This window comes from Oryzisolibacter propanilivorax (genome assembly GCF_900103645.1).
In the GTDB taxonomy this organism is placed as follows: domain Bacteria; phylum Pseudomonadota; class Gammaproteobacteria; order Burkholderiales; family Burkholderiaceae_C; genus Melaminivora; species Melaminivora propanilivorax.
Window position 1 is genome coordinate 422328 of record NZ_FNHP01000002.1, and the last position, 12025, is coordinate 434352.

The following is a 12025-nucleotide window of genomic DNA, read 5'->3' on the forward strand; positions in this document are numbered from 1 at the left end:
CATCATGAAGCCTGACATGGTGTCAAAGTCAAGCACCGACCGCGCGGCTTGACCTTGCCATGCTGTCAAGGTTTAAGGTGGCGCCATGGACTCCACCACGCTCGCCCCTGCTCCTGCCGCCGCTGCCCGCACTGGCGGTCCCGCCACCCTGGACCTGGGCGTGGGCGGCATGACCTGCGCCAGCTGCGTGGCGCGGGTGGAGCGCGCGCTGCGCAAGGTGCCCGGCGTGCAGGACGCGGCGGTGAACCTGGCGACCGAGTCCGTCCACGTGACCTTCGCCGAAGGCGCCGCGCCCGACCTGCCGGCGCGCGCGCGCCGCGCCATCCGCGATGCCGGCTACGAGCCGCGCGAACTGGCCGACGCCGCGCAGGCCCAGGCCGCGCAGGACGCATCGCCCTGGGCCGGCTTCGCGCCGGTGGGCTGGGGCCTGCTGCTGTCGGCGCCGCTGGTGCTGCCGATGCTGGGCGACCTGTTCGGGCAGGACTGGATGCTGCCCGCCTGGATGCAGTTCCTGCTGGCCACGCCGGTGCAGTTCATCCTGGGCGCGCGCTTCTACCAGGCCGGCTGGCACGCCGCCCGTGCCCTCACGGGCAACATGGACCTGCTGGTGGCGCTGGGCACCAGCGCCGGCTACGGCCTGTCGCTGTGGCTCTGGGCCACGGCGCCGGCAGGCCATGCGCCGCACCTGTATTTCGAGGCCTCGGCGGTGGTCATTACGCTGGTGCTGCTTGGCAAGTGGCTGGAGGCCCGCGCCAAGCGCCAGACCACCGCGGCGATCCGCGCGCTGCATGCGCTGCGTCCGGAGGTGGCGCACCTGCTGGGCCGCGACGGCGAGATGGATGTGCCGATCGGCGAAGTCCTGGCCGGCGACCGGCTGGTGGTGCGTCCGGGCGAGCGCATCGCGCTGGACGGCACGCTGCTGGAGGGCGAGACGCAGGTGGACGAATCCATGCTGACCGGCGAGCCGCTGCCCGTGCCGCGCGGCCCGGGCGACCGGCTCACGGGCGGCGCCATCAACGGCGAGGCGCGCGTGGTGATGCAGGTGACGGCGGTGGGCGCCGAGACGGTGCTGGCGCGCATCATCCGCCTGGTCGAGGACGCACAGGCCGCCAAGGCGCCGATCCAGCGGCTGGTGGACCAGGTGGCGGCGGTGTTCGTGCCGGCGGTGCTGGCGATCGCACTGGTCACGCTGGCCGGCTGGCTGCTGGCCGGCGCGGGCGTGGAGGACGCGCTGATCCACGCCGTGGCGGTGCTGGTCATCGCCTGCCCATGCGCGCTGGGGCTGGCGACGCCGGCGGCCATCATGGCCGGCACCGGGGTGGCGGCGCAGCATGGCGTGCTGATCAAGGACGCCGAGGCGCTGGAAACCGCGCACCGCGTCGACACCGTGGCCTTCGACAAGACTGGCACGCTGACCGTGGGCCGGCCGACGCTCACCATGTTTCACGTGGAACAGGGCCAGGACGAGGCCGCGCTGCTGGCGACGGTGGCGGCGGTGCAGTCCGGCAGCGAGCACCCGCTGGCGCGCGCCGTGGTGCAGGCGGCGCAGGATCGCGCCCTGGCGCTGCCGCCCGCCGACGCCGTGCGCGCCCTGCCCGGGCGCGGCACCGAGGGCCAGGTGCAGGGCCGGCGCTGGCGCATCGGCAGCCTGCGCTGGATGGACGAGCTGGCCGCGCCGCTGGGCGCGCTGCAGGCGCGCGCGCTGGCGCTGCAGCAGCAGGGCGCCACGGTCTCGGCGCTGGCCGAGGAGATGGACGGCGGCGCCCCGGTGGTGCGCGCGCTGCTGGCCTTTGGCGACGAGCCCAAGCCCGGCGCGCGCGCGGCGCTGGCGCAGCTGCAAGCGCGCGGCGTGCGCTGTGTGATGATCTCGGGCGACAACCGTGGCGCGGCCGAGGCCATGGCGCGGCGCCTGGGACTGGAGCCGGACACCGGCGCCGTCATGGCCGAGGTGCTGCCCGGCGGCAAGGCGGATGCCGTGCGCGCGCTGCAGCAGGGCGGTCACGTGGTCGCCATGGTGGGCGACGGCGTGAACGACGCGCCGGCGCTGGCGGCGGCGGATGTGGGCCTGGCGATGGGCAACGGCACCGACGTGGCCATGCACGCCGCCGGCATCACGCTGATGCGTGGCGACCCGGCGCTGGTGGCGGCGGCGCTCGACATCTCGCACCGCACGGTGGCCAAGATCCGGCAGAACCTGTTCTGGGCGTTCATCTACAACGTCGCCGGCATCCCGCTGGCGGCGCTGGGCTACCTGAGCCCGGTGATGGCCGGCGCGGCGATGGCGCTCAGCTCGGTCAGCGTGATGGCCAACGCCTTGCTATTGAAGCGCTGGCGCGGTTGAGAAATTTGCGCCCAAAACGCTGGGCGTCTGGCAAACTGCAACGTTTTGTTGCATACAGATCGGTGCCGTCCCTTGGCGGTTCATCCGAAGCCAGACAGGAAAGACCCAGGTTTATGAATCTCGACGCACTGATGCGGGCCTTCAGCATCCGCACCCGCATGATCGGCGCCATCGCCGTGGTCATGGCATTGCTGGCGCTGCTGGGCGGCGCGGGCATGCTGGGCATGCTGCGCATCCACGCGCAAAGCCAGGACTTCATCACCCAGTCGCATGCCGCGGTGGCGCTGCTGGGCCAGCTGCGCGGCGAACTGGGCAACGTGCGCCAGCACGAGAAGGACATGATCATCCACTACGAGAAGCCCGAGCAGGTGCGCATGGCCAAGGGCCAGTGGGACGCGGCGGTGGAGGCCGCCATCCAGGTGGCGCAGCAGATGGCGCAGGTGCTGCCCGAGGAAGACCGGGCCAGTGCGCAGGAGGTGGCCGGCTTCCTGAAAGCCTACCGCGAGCGCTTCGCCCCGGTGGCGCGGCAGCTGGAGGACGGCGGCTACGACACCGCCACCATCGCCAACCGCATGAGCGAGCGGGCCATCGAGCAGGTGGCTAACGCCACCGCGCAGATGCAGCAACTCGAGCGCTCCTTGAGCGAGGACGTGCAGCAGGCCATCGACACGCAAAGCAGCACCGCCGAGCGCACCAAGTGGCTGTTCATCCTGGCGGTGGTGCTGGCCATCGTGGTGGTGGTGCCGCTGACGCTGCTGAACATGGTCTCCATCTGCCGCCCGCTGGCGACGGCGCGCGCCATGGCGCAGGCGATCGCCGGCGGCGACCTGTCTCAGCGCGTGACGGTGCAGGGCCGCGACGAGGTGGCCGACCTGCAGCGCGCGCTGGTGGACATGCAGCAGGGCCTGGCCGGCCTGGTGTCGCAGGTGCGCGACGCCAGCGGCTCCATCGCCACCGCCAGCCAGCAGATCGCCATGGGCAACCAGGACCTGTCGGCGCGCACCGAGCAGACCGCCAGCAACGCCCAGGAGGCGGTGGCCTCGCTGTCGCAGCTCACCGCCACGGTGCAGCAGACGGCCTCGTCCTCGCAGGTCGCCAGCCAGCTGGCGGCCACGGCGTCGGGCAGCGCGGTGCGCGGCGGCGACGTGGTGCAGCAGGTGGTGGGCAGCATGCAGGACATCGCCGGCTCCAGCCGCAAGATCGGCGACATCATCGGCCTGATCGACTCCATCGCCTTCCAGACCAACATCCTGGCGCTGAACGCCGCCGTGGAAGCGGCGCGCGCCGGCGAGCAGGGCCGGGGCTTTGCGGTGGTGGCCGGCGAGGTGCGCAGTCTGGCGCAGCGCAGTGCCCAGGCGGCCAGCGAGATCAAGCAGCTCATCGGCGCCAGCGTGACGGCGGTGGACGGCGGCGTGCGCCAGGTCGAGGACGCGGGCCGCGCCATGCAGGAGATCGTCTCCGGCGTGCAGCGCGTCACCGACATCATTGGCGAGATCAACGCCGCCGCCAGCGAGCAGTCGGCCGGCATCGGCCAGGTGAACGGCGCCGTCGGCGAGATCGACCGCATGACGCAGCAGAATGCCGCGCTGGTCGAGGAATCGGCCGCCGCCGCCGAGAGCCTGCGCGAGCAGGCGGCACGCCTGTCGCAGGTGGTGCAGCAATTCCGCCTGGACGGCGGCGACCTGCTGGCCAGCGCCGGTGCGCCACTGGCGAGCACCGGGCGTGCCCCGGCCCTGGGTGGCCAGCTGCGCCCGGCCCTGGCGGCGTAGCGCCCGGCGAACTACCCCTCGCAAGCCGTGGCAGACAGGCCGCGGCACTATCGAAAAAATAGCTGCAGGCCCATATGGAACATGGGCCTGCGGTGTTTTTGGCTTGAAATCCAGGGCGCGCGCGCCGGTTGCGTGTCCAGCCGCCGGCCGTCACTGGACGAGCTGTCAAGGCCGCGCCGACCATGGCCTCGGCCGGTGCAGGAGCGCGAAGGGCGGGCCGTGCCGCACCCGCCGTCCGCGCCCCTCGCCGGGTGTGCGCCGCGCCCTCAGCCCTGCGCTGGCAGCGTCGGGTAGTCGGTATAGCCGTGCGCGCCGCCACCGTAGAAGGTGGCGCGGTCGCCTTCGGCCAGCGGCGCATCGCGGCGCAGGCGCTCGACCAGGTCCGGGTTGGCGATGAACGGGCGGCCGAAGGCCACCACGTCGGCGCGGCCGCTGGCCACCGCCTCTTCGGCGCTGGCGCGGTCGTAGCCGTTGTTGACCATCCACGCGCCGCGTCCGCCGGCGTCCTGGTAGGCGGCGCGCAGCGCGGCGTAGTCGAACGGCCGGCCCTCGACCTGGCGCGCGCCGCCGGTGGCGCCCTCGATGATGTGGACATAGGCCAGGCCCAGCGGCGCCAGCTGGCGCACCAGGTACTCGAACAGCGGCTGCGGGTCGGCGTCCTGGATGTCGTTGGCCGGGGTGACCGGCGACAGGCGGATGCCGGTGCGGCCCGCGCCCACGGCGTCTGCCACGGCGCGCGTGACCTCCAGCATCAGGCGCGCGCGGTTGGCGATGCTGCCGCCGTAGTCGTCCTGGCGCTGGTTGGCGCCGGTCTTCAGGAACTGGTCGAGCAGATAGCCGTTGGCGCCGTGGATCTCCACGCCGTCGAAGCCGGCGGTGTGCACCGCATTGCGCGCCGCGGCGGCGAAGTCGTGCACGATGCCAGGCAGCTCGCCGGCATCGAGCGCGCGCGGCGTCGAGGTGGGCGCGAAGCTGCCCTGGCCGCTGGTGCGGTCGATCAGGTAGGTCTTGGTCTGCGCGGCGATGGCCGAGGGCGCCACCGGCGCGGCGCCCTCCGGCTGCAGGCTGGTGTGCGAGACGCGGCCCACGTGCCACAGCTGGCAGACGATGCTGCCGCCAGCGGCATGCACGGCGTCGGTCGTCAGCTTCCAGCCGTCCAGCTGCTGGCTGCCGTACAGGCCCGGCACGTCGGCGTAGCCCTGGCCCTGCGGGCTGATGGCGGTGGCTTCGGTGATCACCAAGCCGGCGCTGGCGCGCTGGCGGTAGTACTCGGCCTGCAGGGGGCCGGGCGTGGCGTCGGGCGCGCGGTTGCGCGTCAGCGGCGCCATGGCGATGCGGTTGGCCAAGTGCAGGGCACCGGCGTCCAGGGGGTCGAACAGGGAAGTCATAGAAGATGTGGGCGGCAAAAGAAAAGCAGGGGTGCCAAGGGTAGCGCCGCCGTCGCGGCGCTGCGGCGCGCCCAGTCAACCGGGCGACTCGGCGCGCCGCCGGCGCGGTGTGACAAAAGGGCCGGTACCGCACCCTGCAGGGCGGCCCGGGAGGCCAGGGCATCTGGCGCTGGCCCCGTGGCATCCGGTCCGAGAGGGGCCGCGCGCTCTGCGGGAACGGGCAGGGCAAGGGTGCCCGGCGGTGGGGCCGTTACTTCAGCAGCCCTTCGGCCTGCATGGCGGCCTGCACGGCGGGACGCGCAGCGATGCGCTGGCGATACGCCGCCAGGTGCTGCAGGCCGCTGATGTCCAGGCCCACGTGCTGCGCCCAGTTGGTGACGGTGAACAGGTAGGCGTCGGCCACGCTGAAGTGCTCACCGACCAGCCAGTCGCGGCCCGCCAGCTCGCCGTCCAGCCACTGCAGGCGGCCCAGCAGGTTCTGGCGCGCGATGGCCTTGTACTCCTCGGGCGTGTTCGGCTTGAACAGCGGCGAGAAGCCCTTGTGGATCTCGGTGCTGATGAAGTTCAGCCACTGCTGCAGGCGGTAGCGCGGCAGCGTGCCGTTGGCCGGCGCCAGGTTCTTGTGCGGCGCCTGGTCGGCCAGGTACTGCACGATGGCCGGGCCCTCGAACAGCCGCGTGCCGTCGTCCAGTTCCAGCACCGGCACATAGCCCAGCGGGTTGATGGTGTAGAAGTCGGTGCCGTCCTGCAGCTTGTGGCTCTTGGTGCTGGCCAGCACCGGCGTGAAGACCAGGCCGGCCTCGTGCAGCACGATATGCGGCGACAGCGAGCAGGCGCCGGGGGAGTAGTACAGCTTCATGGGAGAACAGTCCTTTCTTGGCTGGCAAAACGGCTTCTTGCGCGAGGAAGGAAGAAGACAAGAAGACGGAAGAGCGCGTACCGCGCGGACGCCGGGAAGCGCCGGCTGCACGCCGCCGGGCAGCGTGCGGCCCGGGCGGCATCCATGCTAGCCAGTGTCGGCCGAGCCTGCAGGCGGCACGGAAAAAGGCACGGGGCGCTGCGCGTCAGCCCGGCGCGGTGGCGCGCTCCAGCCAGGCGATGCGCGCCAGGGCCTGGTGCCGGTCCGCGCCGCACATCTCTTGCGCCGGCTGCAGCGAGGCGCATACCGCCGGGCGTTCGGGCCGGCCGAACAGCCGGCAGCGGCCGTGCGGGTCCAGCTGCACGCAGGGCACGCCGGCGGGCTTGCCCTGCGGCATGCCCGGAATGGCGCTGGAGATCGACGGCGCAATGCAGCAGGCGGCGCAGCCAGGGCGGCAGTCCATCACTCGATCACTATGTTTTTGATAGCTACAGACCCACGTTCCGTATAGGCCAGTGGGCTTTTTGGCTTGGCAATGTCAGGCCTGCTCGCCGTGCAGCCGCCCGGCGGCCCACAGCACCTGCCGCACGACGTCCGCCACCTGCGCCTGCTGCTCCGCGTCCAGCAACTGCCCCTGCGCGTCGAACGCGCTGGCGGCGCGGGGCAGGGCGTAGGCGCGCGGCGCCAGCCAGCAGCCCAGGTTCAGCAGCAGCGGTGCCAGGTGGCTTTGCGCGCGCAGCCCGCCCAGGGCGCCGTTGGATGCGCTCAGCATGCCGACCACCTTGCCGGCGAACGGCCGGCTGGCGTCGGCGAATACCGGGTGCCCGGCCACCGGGCTGGAGGTCCAGTCCAGCGTGTTCTTCAGTAGGCCGGTGTAGCTGCCGTTGTATTCCGGCGTAGCGATGATCCAGGCCGGGTGGGCGTCCATCGCCTCCTTCAGCCGGATCACGTCCGGCGGCGTGCCGCGCGCCTCCAGCTCGGCGTGGTACATCGGGATGTCGTAGTCGGCCAGCTCCAGCAGCGTGGCCTGCGCGCCGGCCGCCCGGGCCGCGTCGGCCGCCACGCGCGCCAGGCGCCGGTTGAACGATTCGCTGCGGGCGCTGCCCGCGAAGACCAGGAGTTTCATGCGCGGGATTGAAGCACAGCGCCGGCGCGCGATTCCTGCATGCGTGTTTCACGTGGAACATTCCTGTGGCCGACAGCCCCGCGCTGCACGGTTTTTCAGCAAAGGTGGGAAAATCGCGGGCTTTCCCGGCCGTGCGCCGCACCCTGTTCTTTGTGAGTTCGTCCAATGCTGTATCCCCAGGAATTTGACGTGATCGTCGTCGGCGGTGGCCACGCCGGCACCGAGGCGGCGCTGGCCGCCGCGCGCATGGGCTGCAGCACGCTGCTGCTCACGCACAACATCGAGACCCTGGGGCAGATGAGCTGCAACCCCAGCATCGGCGGCATCGGCAAGGGCCACTTGGTGAAAGAGGTGGACGCGCTGGGCGGCGCCATGGCGCTGGCGACCGACGAGGCGGGCATCCAGTTCCGGATCTTGAACAGCTCCAAGGGCCCGGCGGTGCGCGCCACACGCGCGCAGGCCGACCGCATCCTGTACAAGGCGGCCATCCGCCGCATGCTGGAGAACCAGCCGAATCTGAGCCTGTTCCAGCAGGCGGTGGACGACCTGCTGGTCGAGGGCGAGCGGGTGGTGGGCGCGGTCACGCAGATGGGCCTGGCCTTTCGCGCGCGCACGGTGGTGCTGACGGCCGGCACCTTTCTGGACGGGCGCATCCACGTCGGTCTGCAGAACTACGCCGCCGGCCGCGCCGGCGACCCGCCGGCGGTGAGCCTGTCGGCACGCCTCAAGGAGCTGCAGCTTCCGCAGGGCCGGCTGAAGACCGGCACGCCGCCGCGCATCGACGGGCGCAGCATCGATTTTTCGCGCTGCCAGGAGCAGCCCGGCGACGGCATGCCCGGCGGCGTGAACCCCGGCCACCTGCCGGTCTTCAGTTTCATGGGCAACGCGGCCCTGCACCCGCGCCAGGTGCCGTGCTGGATCACGCACACCAACGCGCGCACGCACGAGATCATCCGCTCGGGGTTCGACCGCAGCCCCATGTTCACCGGCAAGATCGAAGGCGTGGGGCCGCGCTACTGCCCCAGCGTCGAGGACAAGATCAACCGCTTCGCCGACAAGGACAGCCACCAGATCTTCCTCGAGCCCGAGGGGCTGACGACGCACGAGTTCTACCCCAACGGCATTTCCACCAGCCTGCCGTTCGACATCCAGCTGGCGCTGGTGCGGTCGATGGACGGGCTGGAGAACGCGCACATCCTGCGCCCCGGCTACGCCATCGAGTACGACTACTTCGACCCGCGTGCGCTCAAGAGCAGCTTCGAGACGCGCGCCATCGCCGGCCTGTTCTTTGCCGGGCAAATCAACGGTACGACCGGCTACGAGGAAGCCGCTGCGCAGGGCCTGTTCGCCGGTTTGAACGCCGCGCTGCAGTGCCGCGGCGAGGTGCCCTGGGTGCCGGCGCGCGACGAGGCCTATCTGGGCGTGCTGGTCGACGATTTGCTGACCAAGGGCGTGACCGAGCCCTACCGCATGTTCACCAGCCGCGCCGAGTTCCGGCTGCAGCTGCGCGAGGACAACGCCGACATGCGCCTGACGGAAACCGGCCGGCGCCTGGGCCTGGTGGATGACGCGCGCTGGGATCACTTCAGCCGCAAGCGCGACGCCGTGGCGCGCGAGACCGAGCGCCTGAAGTCCACCTGGGTGAACCCGCGCAACCTGCCGGCGAGCGAATCCGAGCGCGTGCTGGGCAAGGCCATCGAGCACGAATACAACCTGTTCGACCTGCTGCGCCGTCCGGGCGTCGACTACGCCAGCCTGATGAGCCTGGACGATGGGCGCCACGTCAGCAGCGCTGTTTCACGTGAAACACTGGGCGAGCTAGCGGACAGCGTGGTCGAACAGGTGGAGATCGCCGCCAAGTATTCCGGCTACATCGACCGGCAGAAGGACGAGGTGCAGCGCGCCGCACATTACGAGCAGCTGCGCTTGCCGGCCGAGCTGGACTACTCCCAGGTGCCGGCGCTGTCCATCGAGGTACGGCAGAAGCTGCAAAAGCACCGCCCCGAAACCCTGGGCCAGGCGTCGCGGATTTCCGGCGTCACGCCGGCGGCCATCTCGCTGCTGCTGGTGCACCTGAAAAAGGGCGGCTTCAAGGGGTTCGCACAAAACAGCGAAGGAGCCGGCCATGCCGTTTCCGCCTGAAGAACGCAGCGCGTTGCGGGCCTGCCAGGGCGCCCGCTCGACCGTGCACGGTCGGCAGGTGCAGACGGTCCGTGCCTCGCTGGCGCAATGGGCCACGGCCCGAACGCAGGACATCCGGCGGGCCAGTGCCGGGCTGGCCGGCTCCAGCCGCCGGAAGAGCCGTCCCCAGGCGCGCGCGGCAATGGACGCGGCGCGGCATTCCGTGCGTGCGCGCCAGCACCAGGGTTGAGGCCATGTCCGTTTCTGACTCCTCCCTGCCGGACGAACTGCGCGCCGGCGCCGAGGCCCTGGGCCTGCAGCTGACCGAGTCGCAGCACACGCAGCTGCTCGACTTCCTGGCGCTGCTGCAGAAGTGGAACCGGGTCTACAACCTGACGGCGGTGCGCGATCCGCGGGAGATGCTGACGCACCACCTGCTGGACAGCCTGGCGGCGGTACCGCCGCTGCAGCGCCACCTGCAGGCGCGGGACCTGGCGCAGCCGGGCAGGGCGCCGCAGCTGCTCGACGTGGGTTCGGGCGGCGGCCTGCCGGGTGTGGTCTTCGCCATCTGCTGCCCGCAGCTGCAGGTCCGCTGCGTGGACACGGTGGCCAAGAAGGCAGCCTTCCTGCAGCAGGCGGCGGCCACGCTGCGCCTGCCCAACCTGCGCGGCCTTCATGCCCGCGTCGAGACATTGAGCGGGCCGTTCGACGTGGTCAGCAGCCGCGCCTTCGCGTCACTGGCGGACTTCACCGGCTGGTCGCGCGCGGCGCTGGCGCCACAGGGCGTCTGGTTGGCGATGAAGGGCAGGCAACCCGACGACGAGATCGCCCAGCTGCCGCCCGAGGTGCAGGTGTTTCACGTGGAACAGTTGCAGGTGCCGGGCCTACAGGCCGAGCGCTGCATCGTCTGGCTGCGCCCCACAGGGTCCTGACCGCCCCGGTTGCCACGGACCGGCGGCTACACTTGTCCGCTTCCCGCACCACCTCCTGCATCCATGTTCGGCATTTCCGACTATGGCGCCTTCGTCGCCGCCATCGTGCTGTTCCTGGCCATCCCCGGGCCGGGCAACCTGGCACTGATCACCTCCACCGGCAAGGGCGGGGTGCGCGCCGGGCTGGCGGCGGCGTGCGGCGTGATCGCTGCCGACCAGCTGCTGATGTGGACGGCGGTGGCCGGGGTGGCAGCGCTGCTAGCCACCTACCCGGCGGCCTTCCATGCCGTGCAGTGGCTGGGCGCCGCCTACCTGGCCTGGCTGGGCTGGAAGATGCTCAGCGCCCGACCTGGCGACGCGCCGGTGCTGCGCATGCAGCCGCGTCACTACTTTCGCCAGGGTGCGGTCATCACCCTGCTGAACCCCAAGGCCATCGTGTTCTACATGGCGTTCTTCCCGCTGTTCGTCGACCCGGCGCGCCACCAGGGTCTGCTCACCTTCGGCGTGATGGCGGTGACCATCGCCGCGCTCACCTTCTCGTACAGCCTCGCTGTCGTGCTGCTGACGCAGCATCTGGCCGCGCGCATGCGCACCAGTCCGCGCATCGCGCGCACGCTGGAAAAGACCGCTGGCACCTTCCTGATCGGCTTCGGCGTCAAGCTGGCCGTCTCCTCCTGATACCTGCACGCTCGCACTCATATTCGCGCATGGCCAAGATTTTCTGTGTCGCCAACCAAAAGGGCGGCGTCGGCAAGACCACCACCACCGTCAACCTCGCCGCCGGCCTGGCCAAGATAGGCCAGCGCGTGCTGCTGGTCGACCTGGACCCGCAGGGCAACGCCACCATGGGCTCGGGCGTGGACAAGCGCGCGCTGGCGCACACGGTGTATGACGTGCTGCTGGGCGAATGCAGCGTGGCCGACGCGGCGGTGTCGGCCGAAGCCGCCGGCTACCAGGTGCTGGGCGCGAACCGCGAGCTGGCCGGCGCCGAGGTCGAGCTGGTCGAGCTGAAGCAGCGCGAAAAGCGCCTGAAAGCCGCGCTGGCGCTGGTCGACCCACACTACGACTTTGTGCTCATCGACTGCCCGCCCTCCTTGAGCCTGCTGACGCTCAACGGCCTGTGCGCGGCGCACGGCGTGGTGGTGCCGATGCAGTGCGAGTACTTCGCGCTGGAAGGCCTCACGGACCTGGTCAACACCATCAAGCAAGTGCATGCCAACTTAAACCCGGACCTGCAGATCATCGGCCTGCTGCGCGTCATGTTCGATCCGCGCATCACGCTGCAGGCGCAGGTCAGCGCGCAGCTCAAGGAGCACTTCGGCGACAAAGTCTTCGACTCGGTCATCCCGCGCAACGTGCGCCTGGCCGAGGCGCCCAGCTACGGCCTGCCGGGCGTGGTGTTCGACGCCAATGCGCGTGGCAGCCGGGCGTTCGTCGAGTTCGCCAGGGAAATGGTGCAGCGCGTCCAGCGCATGTGACAACCGGTTTT

General features: G+C 71.0%; 11 protein-coding genes. 7 read left to right on the plus strand and 4 right to left on the minus strand.

From position 1 onward, the window contains the following. The first annotated feature begins 85 nt into the window (after positions 1-85). A complete protein-coding gene (locus BLQ61_RS04645) occupies positions 86-2341 on the plus strand; it encodes a heavy metal translocating P-type ATPase (protein WP_091567167.1) in 2256 nt (751 codons plus the stop codon). 113 nt (positions 2342-2454) lie between these two features. Next, entirely contained in the window at positions 2455-4110 is a 1656-nt protein-coding gene (locus BLQ61_RS04650) for a methyl-accepting chemotaxis protein (protein WP_091567169.1), read from the plus strand. A gap of 266 nt (positions 4111-4376) precedes the next feature. Here the strand turns inward: BLQ61_RS04650 and BLQ61_RS04655 are convergent, their stop codons facing one another. From BLQ61_RS04655 to BLQ61_RS04670, 4 genes are all read right to left on the minus strand, one after another. Further along, on the minus strand, positions 4377-5498 hold the full coding sequence (locus tag BLQ61_RS04655; RefSeq protein ID WP_091567171.1) for an alkene reductase: 1122 nt from the start codon (positions 5496-5498) through the stop codon (positions 4377-4379). Between the two features lie 250 nt (positions 5499-5748). After that, entirely contained in the window at positions 5749-6357 is a 609-nt protein-coding gene (gstA, locus tag BLQ61_RS04660; protein ID WP_091567172.1) for a glutathione transferase GstA, read from the minus strand. A gap of 205 nt (positions 6358-6562) precedes the next feature. Next, positions 6563-6820, minus strand: coding sequence for a YkgJ family cysteine cluster protein (locus BLQ61_RS04665; RefSeq protein WP_091567174.1), 258 nt, complete (start codon positions 6818-6820; stop codon positions 6563-6565). Between the two features lie 75 nt (positions 6821-6895). Beyond that, entirely contained in the window at positions 6896-7483 is a 588-nt protein-coding gene (locus BLQ61_RS04670) for an NADPH-dependent FMN reductase (RefSeq protein ID WP_091567176.1), read from the minus strand. A 165-nt stretch (positions 7484-7648) separates the two neighbouring features. Here BLQ61_RS04670 and mnmG point away from each other — a divergent pair, with 165 nt between their 5' ends. The 5 genes from mnmG to BLQ61_RS04695 all read left to right on the plus strand — a co-directional run bounded on the left by mnmG (position 7649) and on the right by BLQ61_RS04695 (position 12014). Beyond that, positions 7649-9625, plus strand: a complete 1977-nt coding sequence (gene mnmG / locus BLQ61_RS04675; RefSeq protein WP_091567178.1) for a tRNA uridine-5-carboxymethylaminomethyl(34) synthesis enzyme MnmG — start codon at positions 7649-7651, stop codon at positions 9623-9625. After that, positions 9609-9854, plus strand: a complete 246-nt coding sequence (locus BLQ61_RS04680; RefSeq protein WP_091567180.1) for a hypothetical protein — start codon at positions 9609-9611, stop codon at positions 9852-9854. The genes mnmG and BLQ61_RS04680 overlap by 17 nt, the downstream gene beginning before the upstream one ends. Before the next feature lie 4 nt (positions 9855-9858). After that, positions 9859-10536: a 16S rRNA (guanine(527)-N(7))-methyltransferase RsmG gene (gene rsmG / locus BLQ61_RS04685; RefSeq protein WP_091567182.1), complete on the plus strand. Its 678-nt coding sequence runs from the start codon at positions 9859-9861 to the stop codon at positions 10534-10536. A gap of 63 nt (positions 10537-10599) precedes the next feature. Beyond that, positions 10600-11214, plus strand: a complete 615-nt coding sequence (locus tag BLQ61_RS04690) for a LysE family translocator (RefSeq protein WP_091567184.1) — start codon at positions 10600-10602, stop codon at positions 11212-11214. A gap of 29 nt (positions 11215-11243) precedes the next feature. Continuing rightward, entirely contained in the window at positions 11244-12014 is a 771-nt protein-coding gene (locus tag BLQ61_RS04695) for a ParA family protein (protein WP_091567186.1), read from the plus strand. Positions 12015-12025: the final 11 nt, after the last annotated feature.